The sequence below is a fragment of the Paenibacillus terricola genome, assembly GCF_014779765.1.
Classification (GTDB): domain Bacteria; phylum Bacillota; class Bacilli; order Paenibacillales; family Paenibacillaceae; genus Paenibacillus_T; species Paenibacillus_T terricola.
Map to the genome: position 1 here is coordinate 772,206 of NZ_JACXZA010000001.1, position 21,285 is coordinate 793,490.

The 21,285-nt window shown below is 49.8% G+C and carries 17 protein-coding genes; 14 read left to right on the forward strand and 3 right to left on the reverse strand.

All coding sequences use genetic code 11. From position 1 onward, the window contains the following. Positions 1-9 precede the first annotated feature (9 nt). Genes queA through yajC form a run of 3 tightly spaced genes read left to right on the forward strand, consistent with a single transcriptional unit; the run spans position 10 to position 2,600 of the window. Positions 10-1,056 (forward strand): tRNA preQ1(34) S-adenosylmethionine ribosyltransferase-isomerase QueA, encoded by a 1,047-nt coding sequence (gene queA / locus H8B09_RS03410; RefSeq protein WP_191202050.1) that lies wholly within the window; start codon positions 10-12, stop codon positions 1,054-1,056. Between the two features lie 50 nt (positions 1,057-1,106). After that, positions 1,107-2,243, forward strand: a complete 1,137-nt coding sequence (gene tgt, locus H8B09_RS03415) for a tRNA guanosine(34) transglycosylase Tgt (protein ID WP_191202051.1) — start codon at positions 1,107-1,109, stop codon at positions 2,241-2,243. Positions 2,244-2,258: 15 nt separating this feature from the next. Further along, positions 2,259-2,600: a preprotein translocase subunit YajC gene (yajC, locus tag H8B09_RS03420; RefSeq protein ID WP_191202052.1), complete on the forward strand. Its 342-nt coding sequence runs from the start codon at positions 2,259-2,261 to the stop codon at positions 2,598-2,600. A 48-nt stretch (positions 2,601-2,648) separates the two neighbouring features. On the opposite strand, the gene H8B09_RS03425 is transcribed toward yajC, so the two are convergent. Then, positions 2,649-3,500: a phosphatase PAP2 family protein gene (locus tag H8B09_RS03425; protein ID WP_191202053.1), complete on the reverse strand. Its 852-nt coding sequence runs from the start codon at positions 3,498-3,500 to the stop codon at positions 2,649-2,651. 91 nt (positions 3,501-3,591) lie between these two features. After that, on the reverse strand, positions 3,592-3,981 hold the full coding sequence (locus H8B09_RS03430; RefSeq protein ID WP_191202054.1) for a TIGR04086 family membrane protein: 390 nt from the start codon (positions 3,979-3,981) through the stop codon (positions 3,592-3,594). 213 nt (positions 3,982-4,194) lie between these two features. Between H8B09_RS03430 and H8B09_RS03435 the strand changes: the two genes are divergently transcribed. Further along, complete coding sequence (locus H8B09_RS03435; protein WP_318152525.1) at positions 4,195-4,917, forward strand: DUF421 domain-containing protein; 723 nt, start codon at positions 4,195-4,197, stop codon at positions 4,915-4,917. An 8-nt stretch (positions 4,918-4,925) separates the two neighbouring features. Here H8B09_RS03435 and spoVB read toward each other — a convergent pair whose 3' ends face one another. Beyond that, on the reverse strand, positions 4,926-6,506 hold the full coding sequence (gene spoVB, locus H8B09_RS03440; RefSeq protein ID WP_191202055.1) for a stage V sporulation protein B: 1,581 nt from the start codon (positions 6,504-6,506) through the stop codon (positions 4,926-4,928). A 256-nt stretch (positions 6,507-6,762) separates the two neighbouring features. On the opposite strand from spoVB, the gene H8B09_RS03445 reads away from it, so the two are divergent. From H8B09_RS03445 to H8B09_RS03490, 10 genes are all read left to right on the forward strand, one after another. Continuing rightward, positions 6,763-7,002 carry a post-transcriptional regulator gene (locus tag H8B09_RS03445; protein ID WP_224753231.1) on the forward strand — a complete coding sequence of 80 codons (240 nt, stop codon included), beginning with the start codon at positions 6,763-6,765 and terminating at the stop codon, positions 7,000-7,002. Between the two features lie 83 nt (positions 7,003-7,085). Then, positions 7,086-8,321, forward strand: coding sequence for a protein translocase subunit SecD (secD, locus tag H8B09_RS03450; protein ID WP_191202056.1), 1,236 nt, complete (start codon positions 7,086-7,088; stop codon positions 8,319-8,321). After that, positions 8,311-9,246, forward strand: coding sequence for a protein translocase subunit SecF (gene secF / locus H8B09_RS03455; protein ID WP_191202057.1), 936 nt, complete (start codon positions 8,311-8,313; stop codon positions 9,244-9,246). Before secD ends, secF begins: the two co-directional genes overlap by 11 nt. Positions 9,247-9,258: 12 nt before the next feature. Further along, entirely contained in the window at positions 9,259-10,158 is a 900-nt protein-coding gene (locus H8B09_RS03460) for a cation diffusion facilitator family transporter (RefSeq protein WP_191202058.1), read from the forward strand. A gap of 466 nt (positions 10,159-10,624) precedes the next feature. Next, a complete protein-coding gene (gene recJ, locus H8B09_RS03465; RefSeq protein ID WP_191202059.1) occupies positions 10,625-13,021 on the forward strand; it encodes a single-stranded-DNA-specific exonuclease RecJ in 2,397 nt (798 codons plus the stop codon). 5 nt (positions 13,022-13,026) lie between these two features. Then, positions 13,027-13,542, forward strand: coding sequence for an adenine phosphoribosyltransferase (locus H8B09_RS03470; RefSeq protein WP_191202060.1), 516 nt, complete (start codon positions 13,027-13,029; stop codon positions 13,540-13,542). Between the two features lie 246 nt (positions 13,543-13,788). Further along, entirely contained in the window at positions 13,789-15,975 is a 2,187-nt protein-coding gene (locus H8B09_RS03475; RefSeq protein WP_191202061.1) for a RelA/SpoT family protein, read from the forward strand. 61 nt (positions 15,976-16,036) lie between these two features. Next, complete coding sequence (gene dtd, locus H8B09_RS03480; protein WP_191202062.1) at positions 16,037-16,507, forward strand: D-aminoacyl-tRNA deacylase; 471 nt, start codon at positions 16,037-16,039, stop codon at positions 16,505-16,507. A 108-nt stretch (positions 16,508-16,615) separates the two neighbouring features. Continuing rightward, on the forward strand, positions 16,616-16,786 hold the full coding sequence (locus tag H8B09_RS03485; RefSeq protein ID WP_191202063.1) for a hypothetical protein: 171 nt from the start codon (positions 16,616-16,618) through the stop codon (positions 16,784-16,786). 517 nt (positions 16,787-17,303) lie between these two features. After that, complete coding sequence (locus tag H8B09_RS03490; RefSeq protein ID WP_191202064.1) at positions 17,304-21,233, forward strand: non-ribosomal peptide synthetase; 3,930 nt, start codon at positions 17,304-17,306, stop codon at positions 21,231-21,233. Positions 21,234-21,285 lie beyond the last annotated feature (52 nt).

Consider the following 21,285-nt stretch of genomic DNA (forward strand, 5'->3'; position numbering starts at 1 on the left):
ACGGAAATCATGAACGTAGATTTATTTGATTTTGATCTGCCGGAAGAGCTCATCGCACAGACGCCTTTGGCAGAACGGACCGGCTCCCGCCTATTAACGCTCAATAAGTTAACAGGCGAGGTTGGTCACGGCACATTCCTTGATATGGAACAAATGCTTGGCGAAGGCGATTTGTTAATTCTTAACGATACTCGCGTGCTGCCTGCCCGGTTAATGGGCGTGAAGCAGGATACAGGCGCCAAGGTGGAGCTGTTGCTGCTGAAGGCGCTTGGCGATAATCGGTGGGAAACACTTGCGAAGCCAGCAAAGCGTATGAAGGCAGGCACGGTGCTTGCTTTCGGCAATGAAGCAGATGGCAGCCCATTATTAACGGCTGTTGTAGAAGAAGAAGGCGAGCATGGCGCCCGCATTGTACGTTTCGAGTATGAAGGCATCTTCAATGAACTGCTCGACCGATTGGGCGAGATGCCGCTTCCCCCTTATATCAAGGAGAAGCTCGAAGATCGAGAGCGTTACCAGACGGTATATGCGAAGCATGAGGGATCTGCCGCTGCTCCGACGGCAGGTCTTCATTTTACACAAGATTTGCTTGATCGGTTGAAGAACAAAGGGGTTCGTATCGGATACATTACGCTGCATGTTGGGTTAGGTACATTCCGTCCGATGAGCGTCGATACGGTTGAAGAGCATGTTATGCACAGCGAGTATTATGAATTGTCAGAAGAAACAGCGCAGCAATTGAATGAAACCAAAGCGCGCGGCGGACGTATTGTAGCTGTAGGCACAACATCGGCCCGTACGCTTGAGAGTGTTGCACAGCGGTTTGATGGTGAAGAAGTGCAGGCTTGCAGCGGTTGGACGGACATTTTCATATTCCCGGGCTATTCGTTTAAGCTGGTAGATGCGCTGCTGACGAATTTTCACCTGCCGAAGTCAACGCTCGTCATGCTGGTCAGCGCGATAGCTGGCCGAGAGCATATTATGGAAGCTTACCGACAAGCGGTAGAGCGACGTTATCGGTTCTTTAGTTTCGGTGACGCCATGTTTATTTATTAAATGAATTGAATCATTAACATATCATTAGTGATTACGGAAGAGGGACGTTCGTGGCAGCAGTTAAATACGAATTAATTAAAGTTTGCAAACAGTCAGGCGCACGCTTAGGGCGTGTACATACACCACACGGCGTGATCGAGACGCCGACTTTTATGCCAGTTGGCACACAGGCTACAGTGAAGACGATGAGTCCGGAAGAATTGAAATCGATGGACGCGCAGATCATTCTGAGCAACACGTATCATCTGTTTATTCGTCCTGGTCATGAGATCGTTCGCCAAGCAGGCGGTCTGCATAAGTTTATGAATTGGGATCGCCCGATTCTGACGGACAGCGGCGGCTTCCAAGTGTTCAGCCTCGCTAATATGCGTAAGATTACCGAGGAGGGTGTAACCTTCCGCTCCCATTTGAACGGGGACAAGCTGTTTATCTCTCCTGAGGTAGCAATGGAAATCCAGAACGCTCTTGGACCAGACATTATGATGGCGTTCGACGAATGTCCGCCATACCCGGCTGATTATGAATATGTGAAGAACTCGCTGGAACGGACAACTCGCTGGGCAGAGCGCTGCCTGAAGGCACATGCTCGCCCGCAGGATCAGGCGCTCTTCGCCATTATTCAAGGCGGCATGTACGCGGATCTGCGCAAGCAGAGCGCGGAGCAATTGACCGCCATGGATTTTCCGGGTTATGCTATTGGTGGTTTGAGCGTAGGCGAATCCAAGCCTCTTATGTATGAGATGCTGGATGTTACCGTGCCGCTAATGCCGGCTAATAAGCCTCGTTACCTGATGGGCGTAGGATCGCCAGACGCATTGCTTGAAGGCTCGATTCGTGGCATCGACATGTTCGACTGTGTGCTGCCAACCCGTATTGCACGCAATGGTACAACCATGACAAGCGAAGGACGTCTTGTCATTCGCAATGCGAAGTTCGCCGATGATTTTGGCCCGCTTGATCCGAACTGCGACTGTTATACATGCCGCAATTACTCTCGCGCGTACATCCGTCATCTAATCAAGGCCGATGAAACATTCGGTATTCGATTGACGACGTACCATAACTTGCATTTCCTGATTCAGCTCATGAAGGATGTACGACAAGCGATTATGGACGACCGGCTGCTTGATTTCCGGGACGAATTTTTCGCGAAGTATGGTCTTAATGACAATGAAAGAGGATTTTAAAAAGGAGGAATTCGTATGTATCTAGCAGCAGACTCTGCCTCTAGTTCAGGCGGTGGCATTTGGGGTCTTGTACTCCCGTTCGTTCTCATGTTTGCGGTATTTTATTTCCTATTACTGAGACCGCAGCAGCGCAAGACGAAAACGCGTAATGCGATGATGAACCAGCTGAAGAAGGGTGACAAAATCGCAACAATCGGTGGCTTGCACGGTACGATCGTTGAGCTGAACAGCGACACGGTTGTTCTTCGCGTCAACGATACGGTCAAGCTCACGTTCGAACGCAGTGCAATTAGCAGCGTTCTGACGAGCGCGCCTGCTCCGTCGGAGAAGCTGGAGAAAGCGGAGAAATCCGAGTAGTCCATAGGAACGAGAAAAGGTTGAGCAGATTATTCTGCTCAACCTTTTTTATTTCACTTCTTCACGTGCACGTGCGAACAAGCGGCTAGGAAGTTGTTCAGGAAGACGAAGTAAGTTTAACTTCGCAAGCTTGAGGCCAACTACGGAAGCGAATGTTGCGAGCACTAGTCCTCCACACATATCAATGAGCCAGTGAATGCCCAGATAGAAGATGGAGAAGATCGTGAGTGCCGCACAAGTGCAGACAAGAACGGCCCATTTCTTATTGCCGGATTTTACAGCCAAGATCGCAAGCGTTGTTGAGATCGAGGTGTGAAGACTAGGGAAGCAGTTGTTTAACCCTGACAATGGACGATATTCGGTCTCGAATTTCGGGAAAGCTTCCAGCATGAGAAACCTTACATTCGGGTCGTAAGACCAGACCTCGTTAATCGGAAAGAACAGGTAGAATGGTATGGCGACGAGATAATTAATCATAATAGCATAGCAGGTTGCGTAGTACATTTGTTTCGATTTGCTTCGATACGTATAGAGAATGATTGACGAAACAAGGAGAGCTTGCAAGCAAACCACATATATGAAAACTAGTCCAGTCGTTAACGTAGAATTTTCAAAAGTATGCTGCAGATTGGCAACGAAATTACCTTCAATGGATTTGAACAAGTGTGTGAAGTTGGCGGAAAAGTCTATGTTTCGTTCGAAACGCATTTCATTCTTGTTCAGAAACAAAATGGCTAGCACTGCAACAAAATGAATGAAATGCTTCGGCGATAAAACTAAATTTTTCAGAAAATCCAATGCGGCAGCAAACGGATTTCCAGCTACGCCGTATGTAAGAAGCGCGGTGACGACCAGGACTGTGTATAACGTTACGCTCCCCATATTGTCAAACAAAACCATGCATGATCCCCCTAATGACGTAATGCAGCGGCGAAGTCCAAAGTGCCTGCATTAGTATAACACAAAACTGGGGGAACATCACAAAAGCGATTTATTTCTTCAAGTTGACGCCAATCATACCACCAATTGCAGAAGCTGGTACGACAACAGCAAGCAGATTCCAAGTATGTGAGGAGAAGCCGGCATTGACAGACAGGAAGCCAATTAGAATGATGATTAGCGCATAGAGAATGCCAAGCCCACCGCCATGATACCAGCCTTTGCGGCCAGAACGTTTACCTGAAGAAAAGCCGCCGGCGAAGGATGCGCAGCCGTGTATGGTCATCGCATACATCGGGAGCGATGTTTCCTGCATGCTGCTAAATTTCAGAATAAGCGATAACAGCAAGGCGCCAGCACCAAGCCAGATACAAGCCGTCAATGCGCCGCCTAGCATAGGTGAAGAGACACTTACCTTGGATACATTTTTAATCGGATTCACGAGTGATGTACCCCCTCTAACGAATTTTGGAGTGAATAGTACGTACGAATGATGACTTACTTCCACTGTATGGCTATGTCCAACCATTTAGTACAAGCGCCTGGCTTACCTGCCATAAATTCGAATGCTAACGCAGGCATGACGGCTGAGGGTGGAGGTGAGAATACTTCTACAAGTCGGATAAAACGTACAGCGAAGAGGAGGGCGTTAAGTGTGGAAGCGGCAGAATTCGGGAGCTTATTCCTTCGAACGGTTCTGATTTACTTCGTTGTTTTAATTGTCATGCGTCTGATGGGCAAACGCGAGATCGGCAAAATGTCGGTGCTTGACCTCGTCATTTCCTTCATGATTGCCGAGATTGCTGTCATTGTTATCGAGGATACGAAGCGTTCCATGTGGCACGGCATATTCCCGATGGCGCTGCTTATGTTGCTGCAAATCGTGATTTCTTTCATTACGATGAAGAATCGCAAGCTGCGTCTGATGTTTGATGGCAAGCCAAGTATTATTGTCCAGAACGGGGAACTGAACCGTCATGTGATGCACAGGGGGCGTTACAACTTGGATGACCTGATGCTCCAGCTTAGGGAGAACGGGATCAGCTCCGTAAGCGAGGTAGAATTCGCCATTTTGGAGACGAGCGGCAAGTTGTCCGTTATTAAGAAAGAACATCCTCCAGCTACCCCTATCATAAGTGATAAGCCGGAGGAATCTGAGGACACGATCTTCCCGCATCGTTACCGGTTTGAAATGCTGCCAGTTCCACTCATAATGGATGGCAAGGTGCAGGATAATAATTTGGAGAAGATGGAGAAAACGCGTTTTTGGCTCAAAAATGAACTGCAGCAGCAGGGAGTTACCGACTTCAAGGATGTATTCTTCTGCACGATCGATCATCGCGGAAGATGGTATGTGGATAAGAAGCGAAGCCGATAATCGAGTGATCACTTAAACAATCGACCAATGATTGGAAGGCGCATAGCATCATAACGATCAACGATGCCGGTAAGCAGCATAATGATGAGATAGAGCACGACGCCGCCTGCGGATGCGAGCATGAGATTGAGCGCTTCATGCGGCAGCCAAGCGCCTTTCATTAGCCAGAGCGAGAAAGCGCTCATGATCGTCATCGCAGTTCCGACCTTTACAAAATCTAATAATTTGATCCGATAACCGACGAATCGGGCGACACTCCAGCCATGCAGTGCGGTTACGATCACAATGTTCAGACAGATAGCGATGGCAGCACCATAGATGCCTAACTCAGGTTTTGAGGCAAGCTGAATAATGAGGACGAGCTTAATGCCAGCACCAATAAATGTATTCAGAAGTGCTGTTCCAGGCTTCTCCAAAGCTTGAAGAGCCGCTTGCAGTGGTCCTTGCAAATAAATGAACATGCCAAATGGTGCAATAAGCTGGAGCAGTGGAGCGATATCAGCATGATTATAGATCAGTCGACATAACGGTTCAGCGAATAGGGTCATGACAACAACGAATGGGGCGCCTGTCACGAGCGACAGACGCAGTGATTGATGCATTCGACGATGGATGAGCTCTCGATCTCCGCGTGCGGCTGCTTCCGCTAATGTCGGTATTAAAGATACAGACAGCGAGTAAGTCAGAGCGGTGGGCAGCAGTACTAGCGGAACGACCATCCCTTGCAGCGCGCCGTATTGCGATGTTGCCACTCCGATGGCAATGCCGGCTGCCGCGAGACTGCGATTGGTGAATATCGTCTCCAGCAAGTAAGACAGTGATCCGACCAGTCGACTGCCCGTGACCGGGATAGACAGATGCAGCAGACGGCGAAGAACCGGAGGTTCCGCAGGACGGCGTTTATATAAGGAAGGAACAGAGGCGTCAGGCTCTTGGTCAGGCATAACAGGCTGACGTCTGCGGTCTTTGAAATAATGGTAAAGGGTAACACCAAGTCCAGCGATTTCACCCGCGACGGTACCTAACATGGCGCCAGCTGCCGCCCATTGTAATCCGTAAGGGAGCAGCGCTGTGGCAAGCATGAGCTGAAAGATGATGCGGATGATTGTTTCCGTAACCTGTGAAGCCGCTGTAGGAATCATGTTATGTTTGCCTTGGAAATAGGCGCGATACACCGAGGAAACGCCAATTATCGTAACAAGCGGCGTCATACATAGAAACGTCTGATACACCCTGGCATCTGGCAAAATGTGAGAGGATATCATAGGTGCAAACAAAACAAGCAGCGCCGTGAGCAATAAGGATAGCGTTACAGTAAACGTCATAGCCGTTCGGAATATCTTCTTGACCCGTCTCGTATCACCAAGCGATTCAGCTTCAGCTATCCATTTGGCCACAGCTAGAGGGATGCCGCCAACAACAATCGTCAGCATGACCGATAGGAAAGGGTAGCCAAGCTGATAAATGCCGACCCCTTCCGCTCCCATTATGCGCGGCAGGACGATACGGGGAACGAATCCGAGCAGTCGATTGATTACGCCTGCCAGCAGCAAAATCAAAGCGCCTTTGATGAACGATTGTTTCGTCACACGCTTCCCTCTTTTCAAAAAATAAGACTTCGCCCTAGTGGAACAAGCTCTTATTCATCCTTATGCAGGCAACGATTAGCGCATGTCCAATCGGATTTGAACGGCATAAGAATTTATCTTATCTTCGAATGACCTAGATAACGGCTAGAGGTTTTCTCAAATTTGCCAGCAGGATAATTTGTGGGTGAAGGCGAATAAAGAAGTGTTGCCCATCAGTGGATAAGGGAATAACGGCAATGGAGAGGAAGAGCGGGCGATGACGGAAGGTGAATTTGATGAGATGGTGCAGACGCTGTGCGAGAGTAAAGCGGAAGAATTTCGGCTGATCGGCTATGAGCACGTTGAAGCAGAGGAAGTTTGGACATGTGTCAGCAGCAAATATAGCAAGAATGGCGTTCCAGCATTGCATGCTGTTGTGAACGACATTTTGTCGCTTAAGGCGACGACATTCATGAATCAGATGACGTTGAACGCTTACCGAGGCAGCCGTTTCTGATACAGAAACGGTCTTTTTTTTGACTGCTTTTTACCTCCTCGGTATAATAGGACTATTGTGAAAATAAGGGGGATCATTCGTCTATGAAAGGCAGCAGCAGGTTGGTAGCCTTCCTGGGTATTATTGTAATTATGGCCGGCGTTTTCGCTTGGACAACCCCAGGGCTAGTCAAGGACATCAAGTTAGGATTGGACTTGAAGGGCGGATTCGAGGTTTTGTACGAAGCATCACCGCTTGAAGGCGGCGAGGCGGTAACGCCGGAGTCATTGAAACGTACGGCCAAAAGCCTTGAGGATCGGATCGACTCCAGAGGTATCGCCGAGCCTGAAATTACAACGGAAGGCACCAACCGCATTCGCGTGAAGCTGGCCGGCGTAATGGATGAGGATGAAGTGCGTGACATGCTCAAGAAGCCTGTCAACCTCACATTCCGTAATCCGCAAGGCGAAACCGTGCTGACAGGTACGGACTTCGTACAGAACGGCGCAGAAGTTGTACGTGACCAACTCGGCAGCCCGATGATAACGATCAAGCTGAAGGATGCTAAGAAATTTGAGGAAGTTACGACTAAGCTGATTGGCCAAAAGATGTCGATCTACTTGGACGAAGAGATGTTGTCCGATCCAATGGTCAATTACGCGATTCCTGGCGGCAGCGCGCAAATTAGCGGTAATTACACGATGGAAGAAGCGAAGAAGCTGAGAGATACGATCAACCTGGGTGCACTTCCGCTCAAGCTGACGGAGAAATATACGCAAAGCGTAGGCGCTAAACTTGGTGAGCAATCGCTTCACCAGACGGTTGAGGCGGGTATTATCGGTTCCGCAATCGTTCTCGTATTCCTGGTCATTCTGTTCCGCGTGCCAGGTGTTGTGGCTGGTATTACGGTTATTTCGTACGTCTGGCTGCTGCTACTCGTATTCAAGCTAATGAACGCAACGCTAACCCTTCCGGGTATCGCGGCATTCGTGCTTGGTGTCGGTATGGCGGTTGACGCAAACATCATTATGTACGAACGGATCAAAGAAGAAATCCGCAGTGGCAAAAGCTTGCTCTCCTCGCTGAAAGCAGGTTCGAAGAACTCGCTGCGCACGATCATGGACGCGAATATCACGAACATCATCGCAAGCGTTGTGCTGTATGTCATCGGCAATGGCGCCATTCGCGGTTTCGCGCTCACGATGATTTTCAGTATTCTCGTAAGTATCGTTACGAACATCTTCTTTAGCCGGTTCCTCATTCACCTGCTCATTCGCAGCAACGTGTTTAAGAAACCAAGCTACTATGGCGTGAAGGAGGAAGAAATCCGTGCACTATAACGAGAGATTCCATACCAAGATTCGTTTTGACTTCATTAAGCATCAGAAGAAGTTTTTCGGTGCATCGATCGCGCTTGTTATTATCGGGATTCTGTCTCTGATCTTCTTCCAAATGAACTTCGGCGTCGACTTCAAAGCCGGCACGAACATGGATATCGAGCTTGGCAAAACAATTACGCAGGCAGAAGCGAAAGCCGAACTGGCTGAGCTGGGCTATGAAGGCGTAGATACGACAGTTGGCGGTTCGAACAACTCGCGTCTCTCTGTTCGTTTCGATGATGTTCTGGAGCAAGCAAAGGTTACTGAAATTTTGACTGGCTTGAAAGCGAAGTATGGCGATACCGTTTCGGCTGAGACGAACGTTGTATCCCCGGATATGGCGCAGGAGCTTGGTAAGAAAACAATCTATGCGATCATTATTGCGAGCATTGCAATCATGCTCTACGTGATGATTCGTTTCGAATGGCGGTTCGCTGTGGCTGCGAATATTGCGATCTTGTATGACGCATTCGTCGTTATCGCATTGTTCTCGATCTTCAGGCTCGAGGTAAACCTTCCGTTTATCGCGGCTGTTCTGACGACGATCGGTTATTCGATCAACGATAAAATCGTTATCTTTGACCGTATTCGCGAGAACCTGCGTTTCAGCAAGCAAAAAAATAAAGAGCAGCTCGCCGAGCTTGTTAATGCGAGCTTGTGGCAGACAATGGCGCGTAACATCTACACGGTGCTTACCGTATTGATCGTGGCTGCCTGCCTCTACCTGTTCGGCAGCGAGTCGATCAAGCTGTTCGCGCTTGCGAAGCTGATCGGTCTGGCGAGCGGCGCTTACTCGTCTGTCTGCATCGCAAGTCCGTTGTGGCTGATGCTTCACGGTAATGGCAAGAAGCAACGCAAAACAGTCAAGACGCCTGCTGCATCGTAAGAGGGGATTTACATGAGCGCTAATCAATTATCGGACAAGCGATTCTCTGCCATGCGCGCAGGGATATGGGGTAATGGAGCATTGGCGCTTGGCAAGGCGGCTGCGGCGCTTTTATCAGGCAGCACTGCATTAATGGCGGATTCGATCCGATCGATCGCCAATGGCGCTGAATCGTTGGCTTACAGCTTTCACATTGATGGGCGCAGAATAACCCGAATGAAACACCAAGAGAGCAGTGGAGCTACGGCAGTCATTATCGTGTCTGCGATTACGCTGCTCCTTGGCGTCGAGATCGGACTTGAAGCATTTCGCAGTTGGTCATCGGAGTCGGCCGCTGTGCCGGATTGGACCGCAGCTGTATTTGCTCTAATTGCGCTCGTCTTGAAGGAATGGCTGGTTCCTGCTGTAAGCAAACAGCTGCTGGATCGACTGGCGTCGCTTGTAACAGTTGCTGGCGCAGGCTGTGCTGCAATAGGCGATTATGCTAACATGCCTGCACTGGAAGCGGCCGATCCAATTGCCGCCATGTTCGTTGCCCTAATTGTCGTGTACAAGGGATATACTTGTTTGCTTCAGCTCGCATCGAATCGGCGCAGCATGCCGCTCGGGCATGAGGAACAAGTTTCAGCTATTATGGAAGTTGTTCAGCGTGTCGAAGGCGTTGTTACCGTTGAGTCGCTGCGTGCACGCGAGCACGGGCATTATATTGTTGTTCATATCGTAATTAGCGTTAATCCGCGCATCTCCGTGCTGGAAGGCAATGAGATCGCGAAGATGATTAAAGAACTCATTATGAAAAGGTTCATTCACGTAACGGAAACAACCGTCTACGTCGAACCCTATGATCCTGGTTATCCGTACAAATCCAACCACGATCCGAATCAAAACCATATGCCGACGCTGCTGCAATAGCAGCGTCTTTGCATGTGGTTGAACGTTTGTAAGATTCTTCTTATTTATCTTTTAAACGCTCGAACAAGAGGTGTACCCCACAGGGGTACATGACTCTCAGCTCGCAGTAACTCATTTACGCTTTATTCAAACGCTCGAACAAGAGTTGTGCCAAGAGGGTAGACGGCTCACAGCACGCAGTAACTCATTTGCGCTGTATTCAAACGCTCGAACAAGAGTTGTGCCAAGAGGGCACACGGCTGACAGCACGCAGCAACATTTCTACGCCACTGTTCCTCCAACATCCCCTTCCGGGGTCCAGGGGTTGGAAACCCCGGGGGTCCTCCCTAGCAGGGAGGATTTAGGTGGGTAGAAATATTGGTTTTAATGTGTGTAATAGGACTTGTAATTTTATTTATTTTTTTGTTTTAAAACAATCGGGGTCAAAAGGGGCGGAAAGCCCCTATTCAAGGGAGGCGATGCACCGATGATTCCATCCAAAACACGGTGGTCGGAGCCGGAATGGACAGAAGACCGCGAACAGGCGGCCAGCAGCTTATCGAAGCTGCTCAGCATTCCCCCGATCGTTGCTCGTTTGCTCGTAGGACGAGGCATCGAGACGGCGGATGAAGCAGAAGCTTTTCTCAAGGGCGGCGCGGAGCTGCTGCATGATCCTTATGAGCTTCATGGCATGGACGCTGCTGTTGAACGGATCCGTCAGGCGATCACGGACGGAGAACGCATCCGCATTTACGGTGACTACGATGCTGACGGGGTATCCAGCACGTCGCTTATGATACATTTGCTTCAACGACTTGGCGCTAACTTCGATTATTACATTCCGCATCGGACTCGCGAGGGCTACGGGATGAACAATGGAGCGGTAGATCTTGCAGCCCAAGCAGGGGTAAAGCTGTTCATCACAGTCGATACTGGAATTAGTGCTGTTGATGAGGTTGCATACGCGAATGAACTTGGCATTGATGTGGTTGTAACAGATCACCATGAACCGCCGGACATTTTGCCTGATGCATATGCCATTATTAATCCGAAACAAGAAGCATGCACATATCCTTATTCCTCGCTTGCAGGTGTAGGCGTTGCATTCAAACTAGCAACAGCGTTGCTGGGCGAACCGCCAATCGATTTGACCGACATCGTCGCTCTCGGAACAATTGCTGATGTCATGCCGTTGACAGGCGAGAATCGTATACTCGTTAAGCTAGGTTTGGAAACGATGGCTGCCAACACGCGTCCTGGATTTCGCTCATTAGCAGAAATCGCTGGGTTCGATATTCACAAGGTAACGTCGACGAACGTCGCTTTTGCAATGGCGCCACGCATTAATGCGAGCGGGCGGCTTGATCATGCGAATGGCGCTGTGGAACTGTTGACCGCATCGGACCGGGAATCTGCCGATGTGATGGCTGCACGGCTCGATACGCTAAATCGAGAGCGCCAGGGCATTGTAGAAGTCATCGTAGAACAAGCTAAACAGCAGTGGGCCGATAAGTGTCAAGCAGCAGCAGAAGCCGATTTGCCGGAGCCATCTGTCATTGTCGTTGCCGGCGAGGGCTGGAATGCTGGCGTCATTGGCATTGTCGCATCCAAGCTGCTCGATAAGCATTACAAGCCGACTGTCGTGCTTGGTATCGATCCAGAGACGGGCATGTGCAAGGGCTCGGCTCGCTCAATCGATAGGTTCGATCTGCATGCAGCACTGAATGAGTGCGCAGAGCTTTTTGATCATTTTGGTGGTCATCAGGCTGCTGCAGGGATGAGTCTGCATCGAGATCGACTTGAGGCGTTCGAAGCGAGCTTGATTCAATCGGCGAATGCATGGTTAACGTCAGAAGACTGGATACCGAAAACAGCAGTCGATATTTGCTGCGCGGCATCAGACGTATCGTTGGAGACGATCGATCATCTTGGTTTGCTCGAGCCTTTCGGAGTGGGTAATCCGGCTCCGCGGTTTCTATTGGCAGCTCAACCGGTAGCAGATAAACGCACGATGGGCAAGGATCATCGGCATCTTCGTCTGACAGTCGGCACTGGGATGAAGCTAGAAGCGGTTGGTTTCGGGTTCGGCGAGCTTGCTGAGCGAATGGCGCACGGTGCGTTCGTTGATCTTGTAGGTGAGCTTGCTGTGAATGAATGGAACGGCAATCGGAAACCGCAGCTGTTCATTCAAGATTTACGAGTGGAGAAGGTCCAGCTGTTCGATTGGCGGGATGAGCGGGAGCCTTATGCAGCTTTGCGCCGTCTTCTGGAGACGGCAAGTCGAGGCAGTAGACGGACGATCGTATTAACAAGTGAAGATGCAGTGCGTGAAACAGCAGCTGCTTGTGCAAGGACGGATGCCGTATCCGAGCATTATTATATTGGTCATTATGAAGATACGTTGTCAGATTCACTCCCATTTGTTGAAGCTATCGTATACGGACTGCCGCCTTCCGCGGATGCGCTGCAGCTGATGATTGCTAACAAGCTCGGTAAGCTGCAATCGGTTCATCTGCTGTATGCGAAGCGTCAGAATGATCGCGGTGACCGAACAGGGAAGACAAGCTTCCCTGAACGGAAAGATTTTGGAGCGGCATATCAGCTCCTTAGACGGCTTGGTCAAGCGCCGGAACGCGGGTTGAACGAGCGGATCGCGCAGCAGATTGGCTGGCCGCCTTCTGTTGTATCGATGATGCTGGATGTGTTCGAGGAGCTTGCGTTCATTGCGCGGAATTCGGGTGTCGTAACTGTTGCGGAGACGCCTTCTAAGGCAGATCTGTCCACATCGCAAGCATATAACAAGGCGAAGCGTCAAAGCGAGAATAATGGCATTTTATTTGCATCCACTGAGCAATTGTATAATTTTATTACGAGAGGAAGTTAAGCTTCATGAATTTCAAAGACTACATCCGCGTCATCCATGACTACCCGCAGCCGGGCATTCGTTTCAAAGATATTACGACTCTGCTTCAGAACGGCCCTGCCTATCGTGCCGCAATAGAAGCAATGAAGGCTGCGGTTGAACATTTGGAGATTGACGTAGTAGCCGGTCCTGAAGCTCGCGGCTTCGTCATTGGCGCTCCGCTTGCCATTTCACTTGGCGTAGGCTTTGTTCCTGTCCGTAAGCCAGGTAAGCTGCCGTTCGAGACCGTGCAAGCAAGCTATGACCTTGAGTATGGGAATGACAGCCTTGCCATTCATAAAGATGCAATCAAACCAGGCCAGCGGGTTCTTATTGCAGACGACCTGCTCGCAACGGGCGGTACCATTGCAACGACGATCAATCTGATCCGCCAGCTCGGCGGCGAAGTCGTTGGCACATCGTTCCTTATTGAGCTTGGCTACCTGCCAGGGCGTGAGAAACTCGGCAGTGGGTTCGAGATTAATTCGCTCATTACGTACTAATTGTAGTGAAGCAGCGTAAGCTTACGTGAACAAGTTAGCTATTGATTATATCCAGACACGTCCGTTAAGGGCGTGTTTGTTTTATTCGTGTATATTGATGCCGGGCGTGCATCGACAGCCAAAGAGTTGACGCCGCGTTGGTTTAACAGGCATAATAGCTTTAATCCATTATGAATGAATCGTGTACGATTGATAGTTTGATTAGGGCAAACGGGGGAGTCGACTCGTTTCGGAAAGGGACGTTGCATGGGCATAGAGCAGTTACTTGAAAAGGCATCGGCCTACATGAAGGAACAGGATCTGCTGCATGTACGCGAAGCTTATGCTTTTGCGGAGCAGGCGCATTACGGCCAAGTCCGTAAATCGGGTGAGCCGTACATCTTGCACCCAGTCGCAGTAGCCGAGATTCTTGTCGACATGCAGATGGATGTGATGTCGATTATTGCGGCACTCCTGCATGATGTTGTCGAAGATACGACCGTAGAATTAAGTGCTGTACGCGCGCGGTTCGGCGATACGTGTGCGATGCTGGTCGATGGCCTGACGAAGCTAGAGAAAATTCAATTCCGGTCGAAAGAAGAGCAGCAGAATGAGAACTATCGCAAAATGTTCGTGGCGATGGCTCAGGACATACGCGTTATTCTCATTAAGCTCGCTGACCGGCTCCACAATATGCGTACGCTGAAATTTCAGTCGGAAGAAGCGCAACGCCGTATTGCCTATGAGACGCTCGAAATTTTTTGTCCCATTGCGCATCGGCTCGGCATCAGTGCGATCAAGTGGGAGATGGAGGACATTGCTCTTCGCTACTTGAACCCGCAGCAGTATTATCGGATCGCTAACCTGATGAAGAAGAAGCGGACCGAACGTGAGCGGTATATCGCGGACGTAATTGCAAGAATATTTGAAAAGATGGAGGAAATGGGCATTGAAGGCGACATTTCCGGCCGTCCCAAACATATTTACAGCATTTATAAGAAAATGACGATCAAGAACAAGCAATTTAACGAGATCTACGATTTGCTTGCGATTCGGATTATAGTCGACAATATTAAAGATTGCTACGCGACCCTTGGCATTATTCATACGCTGTGGAGACCGATGCCAGGCCGCTTCAAGGACTATATTGCGATGCCTAAGACGAACATGTACCAGTCGCTCCATACGACAGTCATTGGACCGAATGGGGAACCAACCGAGGTGCAAATTCGGACATGGGACATGCACCGGACGAGCGAATATGGCGTTGCTGCGCACTGGGCTTATAAGGAAGGCAGCTCGCATGTTGTAGCAGGCGGCAATTTTGAAGACAAAATGTCCTGGTTCCGCGAAATTGTCGAGCTTCAGCAGGATGCGAAGGATGCATCGGAATTTGTCGAATCGTTGAAGATGGACTTTTTCTCCGATCTTGTATTCGTGTTCTCGCCGAAAGGTGAAGTGTTCGAGCTCCCTGCAGGCTCCGTACCGCTGGACTTTGCGTATCGTGTCCATACGGAAGTCGGTAACCGCACGATTGGCGCGAAGGTCAACGGCCGCATCGTTCCGCTCGACCACAAGCTAAAGACAGGCGATATCGTTGAGATTCTTACTTCGAAACACTCGTACGGTCCATCACAGGACTGGGTGAAGATTGCACAGTCTTCGCATGCGCGAAGCAAGATCAAGCAGTGGTTCAAGAAGGAGAAGCGTGACGAGAATGTCGCGAAAGGACGCGAACTGCTCGAACGCGAGATTAAGCGTCTTGGACTGGAAGCATCGGTATGGTTAACGGATGATAAGCTGCAGGAAGTTGCGACTAAATTCACATTTAACGATGTTGAAGATATGCTCTCAGCTATCGGCTTTAACGGCATCACAGCCGCTCAAGTATGCTCGAAGCTGACGGAGAAGCTCCGCAAAGAGGCAGAGGAAGCAAACCTCATCGAGCTGTCGAACGAGCCGCATGAGATGAAGTCGCCGGGAGCGAAGCGGAATCGTCCGAATTACGGCGTTACCGTTAAAGGTATCGATAACCTTCTTGTTCGTTTCGCACGTTGTTGCAATCCTGTGCCAGGCGACGAGATTATCGGGTACATTACACGTGGTCGCGGCGTATCCGTGCATCGGCTGGACTGCACGAACATCCCGGCAGCAGGCGAGGGAGAAGAAGCAGATCGCGTCATTGAGGTGGAGTGGGAAGAATCGGTTGAGGCGAATTACAGTGTCGATATCGAGATTACCGGCCATGATCGCAGAGGCGTTCTGAATGAAGTGCTGCAGGCTGTGTCCGAGAGCAAGACGAATATTTCGGCGGTTACGAGCCGAGCTGTGAAGAATAAGATGGCGATGATTCACATGACGATTCTCATTCGCAACGTTCAGCATTTGGAATCCGTCGTGGAGAAAATCAAACGTGTCAAAGATATTTATTCCGTTCAGCGGATTATGCAATAGCACATTACACGACTGCCTGCCCGCCTTGGGCAGGCGGTCTTTGGATTGAGGGCAGATGCAGATGAGAGTTGTACTGCAACGCAGCAAGAAGGCATCCGTAGAGGTAGATGGCGTAACAGTAGGTGCGATCGATCACGGTCTCGTGTTGCTAGTTGGTGTTACGCATGAAGATACCGAGAAAGACGCGAAGTGGCTTGCGGACAAAATTGCAGGCTTGCGCATCTTCGAAGATGACGCGGGCAAAATGAATTTATCCATCCGAGATGTCGGCGGGTCGGTTCTGTCGATCTCGCAGTTTACGTTGTATGGCGATTGCCGCAATGGCAAACGCCCGAATTTCATGGGAGCAGCTCGTCCAGAGCCTGCTGAAGCGCTGTACAATCGTTTCAATGAGCTGCTGCGCGACGCAGAGCTTCATGTCGAAACAGGTCGATTTGGTGCGATGATGGACGTCTCCTTGGTCAATTGGGGGCCGGTTACGCTTATATTGGACAGTCCGAGTGCCGCCTCCAGCCCAAGTTTGAATAAGTAACAACCTCTTTAGCGCCGCGACGATTACTTTACCCGAATTCGGAAACAATACGGATAGCGAAATGCCGTAGTTACGGCAGACGAATGACCGTAAAGGAGCTGAATTCGAATGCATCAATCGCGCAAGGAGCAAAGTGTAGAACGGGCGAATCGCCGTCTTCTGTTCACTGATCGCAAGGAAGCGATGCTGCTGGACGAATGGGAGGATGACATGGAGGCCGCTGCGGAGTGGGCGCAAGGCACAATGCCGGCGAGAAGGCATAATCAGGAGCAGACGTAAACGCTTTATATTTTGTAATCTGATTGTAATAGGATTAACATCTTCCTTTAACATGGTCGGTCTATACTAGAACTCGACCCCCTTTTTTAAAATATACTTTGGATAACCTGCGGTGTATGCCGCAGGTTTTTTTCTGTCTTTTTTCAAGAATAATTTGTGCTTCAACAATAATGGAATCAAATCTTTATATGTAAATATTTAGTTATATGAATAAGTTAGAGAGCGATTTGTCTGAATAATACAGAGGATACAGCGTATTGAAGTTTTCATTCATCACGATTTTTTTCAAGCAGCATTATATTATTTCTAGAAAATTGAAAGTTATTATCAATCGAATGTATGTTGCTTGACGAACAGCCAGACCTATTGACCAATGTTCCATCTATGATTACAATCAGAACGAAATGTACAGGTTAAACGATCTAACTATAGTCATATTTGTCAAAATGTGAATTTGTTAGCAAATGTCGAAATGCTGGTACAATGCCTCATACTCAACAAAGGGGTTGAACAAGCTTTGAATCAACATTTGTCGGATGATCGATTAACCGAGGGGCAAATTCGCGACTATTGGTCCAAGCTGCTGGAAGGGTGGCAGGCGGATCAGGTGATGATGCCCGATTCGAAGCTTTCCCCTGGGCAGCAATCCTCTCGTGTATGTCGATGGATAGCCGAAACTCATCAGATCGATCGATATTGCAAAAGTCGGGAAGATTTGAAAGCTGTTTTTTTGTTGACCGCATTATCGGAAACGTTTTCTACACTTGCCCTCGATGGCGCTGATCATGTTATCGCAATGCCAGCAATCCGTCGAATGGTTGCCTCTGAAGTTACAATTTCGTCACAAAACTTCGTTCAGTGGATGCCGATCCGATGTCGAAACAGACCGGGATCGGAAAACTTTCGGGATGCTTTACAGCGTAACCTGGAGACAGTGAAGCACTGCAATAAGCATTCGCAGCATGAACAGCTGTATCAAGCGATAAGTGACTCGTTTCCTAATGGACTTTATCGGATTCGATTCGTCCATGAGCCGCTGCATGGCATGGTTAAAGTACCAGATGATGAGGCAGATTTGGTCTTTAGAATACGTGCAGAGGATGAAAGAAAGCTAAGCATGGAGCTGACAGGTGCCGCCAATTATAGTTCGACACTTCTTGCATCATTAGCCGATCTGTTTATGCGAGTTTTATCGACAGCGATTAGCGGCGAACTCCAAACCCCGCTCAAGCAGATAAACTTGCTGTCAGAATGCGAGAAAGCAAGGCAGGACGAATGGAACGCTACGACGCATCCTTTCGATTCCGAGCAGTCCATTATCGAGGCATTCGAGCGACTCGTATCCAAGCAGCCGACTTCACTTGCCATTGTGGATGAAGGTATCGAATGGACTTACAAAGAGCTTCACATTCAAGCGCTTAACGCAGCGACGCAGCTGCGTCGTGCAGGTTATAACCCAGGCGATCGAATTGTCGTTATGATGGAGCGATCCGCTTCTTGGATTGCAGCGTTCCTAGGCATCCTGCATAACGGCTGCATCTATGTGCCGATCGATCCCGCTTATCCGCAAGAAAGAATCGATGCCATGCTGAAGGACAGCGAAGCAGTCGCCTGTATCGGAGATCGCGGCAGTCCCGCCGGCTGGACAGGCACTTATTACCACATCCAAGATCTAACAACCTCAAATACTTCCCCACAAATTGGCTTCACGCAACAAGAGAGCAGAGCGGCGCCGGATGCGCTGGCTTATCTGTTGTTTACCTCAGGATCGACCGGACAACCGAAAGGTGTCATGATCGAACATCGCGGAGTTATTAATCTAACCAACTTGTTCATGCACAGAATGGGTATTGGCCCCGAAGACCGTATTATCCAGTTTGCGAGCGCTTCATTTGACGCGTCAATATGGGAAATCGCCATGGCGCTGCTTACAGGAGCAGCACTTGTAATCGCTAAGCCTAATCGAATCGCCGATTCGAGACTGTTCGAACAGCTGATACGGGAACAGCGGGTGACAACGGCAACTTTGCCTCCAGCTTATGCTGCGCAGCTCGCGCCCGAACGGATTCCCAGTCTTCGAACGCTTATTACAGCCGGATCAGAAGCCCATCCTGAGCTGCCTGCACGATGGAACGGCAAGGCTCGCTATTATAACGCTTACGGTCCAACAGAGACGACTGTATGCGCAACAGTATGGGAGTGTCCGAACGCTAAGGACTTCGCTATGAACGAATTATTAGAACCGATTCACTCGATCGTTCCTATCGGAAGACCGCTTCCGAATATGACCGTTTCGATTGTGAACGGCAGCATGCAGCGACTGCCGACAGGTATGGCAGGAGAGCTGTGCGTAGGCGGTATCGGATTGGCGCAAGGTTATTGGAATCGACCGGATTTGACATCGGAACGTTTCGTGTTAATGCCCGAGGACGGCATGCGTGTCTACCGTACCGGTGATTTAGCACGATGGACTGAAATGGGGGATATAGAGTTTTTAGGTCGGATTGACCAGCAGGTCAAAATAAGAGGCTTCCGAATTGAGACGGAGGAAGTCGCGCTTGCTATACGCAGCTTGAAAGGCGTTGAGACTGCAGTCGTTCTGGCAAAGCCAGACGAGCACGGAGAGCATGTCTTGATCGCCTATTATACCGGCGAAGAAGCACCGGCTTCGAAGATGCTGGCTGCCGGTCTCGCAGCTAAGCTGCCGCGTCATATGTTGCCCGAACGGTGGGTTCGCCTTCCGATTATACCGCTTACGATCAATGGCAAGCCCGATCGAAAGGCGCTCCCAAGCGCTGCGGAAGCGGCTGCTTTGATGGAGCGAGAGCGTTTCGAAGCGCCACAGGGCGCGGTAGAGAACGAATTAGCTCGATTATGGGCGAAGGTGATAGCGGTCGACAACATTGGACGACATGACCGCTTCTTTGAAATCGGCGGGCACTCGCTCAAGGCTGCCAAGTTAGGATCATTGCTGTACGAGCAATTCGGCGTAGATGTACCGCTTGAGCAGCTCATAGAGCATGCATCGCTTGCGGAGATGTCCGCGTTGATCGAGAAGGAACGGCAGCTGCGCGTGATCCGGCCGATTGCGCCAGCTCCGAAAGCTTCTGCCTATCGAGCTTCCCCTGCTCAGCGTCGCGTGTATGCCGTTGAGAAGTCGAGGCAGTCCGGTTCGCTGTATGTCCTCCCCTTCGCCTTATGGGTAAGCGGAGAGCGCGCCTCGGCGGATCGTTTCGAAGATGCGCTGCGCAAGCTTATCGATCGGCATGAACCGCTTCGTACGTCTTTCGGCTGGCAGGATGGGGAGCTCGTGCAATGGATAAGCGAGCATGTACCCTTTTATCTAAACAAGTTGTCACTTCCGATCGAGAAGCTGTCTGAAGTCGCGGATTACATGAATCATACGTTTACTATTGAACAAGCACCGCTGCTGCATGCGGATTGGATTGATTGGTCCGATGGCAGGACGATGTTGTTCATACAGATTCATCACCTCATCGCAGACGGCATGTCACTTGGTCGACTCGTTCATGACTTATTGGCGCTGTTGTCAGAACGTCCGCTTGCGCCGCTTCAACTGCAGTACAAGGATTACAGCGAATGGCTGCAGACGAGCGGTAATGAGCATGACAGCCGAATGGAAGAAGCGGAAGCGCATTGGCTTCGCCGTTTCTCGGACGGCCAGAGCAGCGGCGAGCTTCCGATCGACTATTCACGTGGGACGGTACGTCAATTTGCAGGCGATACGATAGCGATTCAATGGGACCGTTCCATGGCAGAAGCCTTGAAACATCTTGCGGTACAATGCGGCGCGACTGTTCATCTGACCTTGCTTGCCGCTTATTATGTGCTGCTTACTCGTACAACGGGTTATCGCAACTGGACGGTCGGATCGCTGCATGCGGGACGAAGCCATCCTGATGCGGCAGATATGGTAGGGATGTTCGTGCATACGCTGGCACATCGACAGCAAATGCAAGAAGAAATGCGCTTCGATGAGTTTGTCAGCCGAGTGAAACAAGACGTAATGGAAGATTATGCGCATAGCGCTTATCCTTTCGAGACGCTTGTACGCAAGCTCGGTATTCGGGATTCTTCACGCAACCCGTTGTTCGATACGATGTTCGTTCTGCAAAATCTTGAAATTCCGCTCGCTTCGTCAGAAGGCTTAGCGATAATTCCTCATCGGTTGGAAGAGCGGATGACGCGATTCGATCTCGTCTTCCAAGCATGGGACAACGCTGACGGGATGCTGCTGTGGATTACGTATGCTTCCGCGCTCTTCAGACGATCGACAGTAGAGAATTTGGCCTCTGATTACTTGCTGCTGCTTGAGCAGCTTGCCGCCAATCCAGCTATGCGAATTGGTGATGTAGAGCTGCCAGTTCATGAAGCGAAAGCGCAGCCAGTTGTTTCTACTGGTTCGGCGCTCGATTTTGAGTTTTAGCGATTGTTCGAACATGCACTTTTAATAGCAAACGTACGCATCACAAATAAAG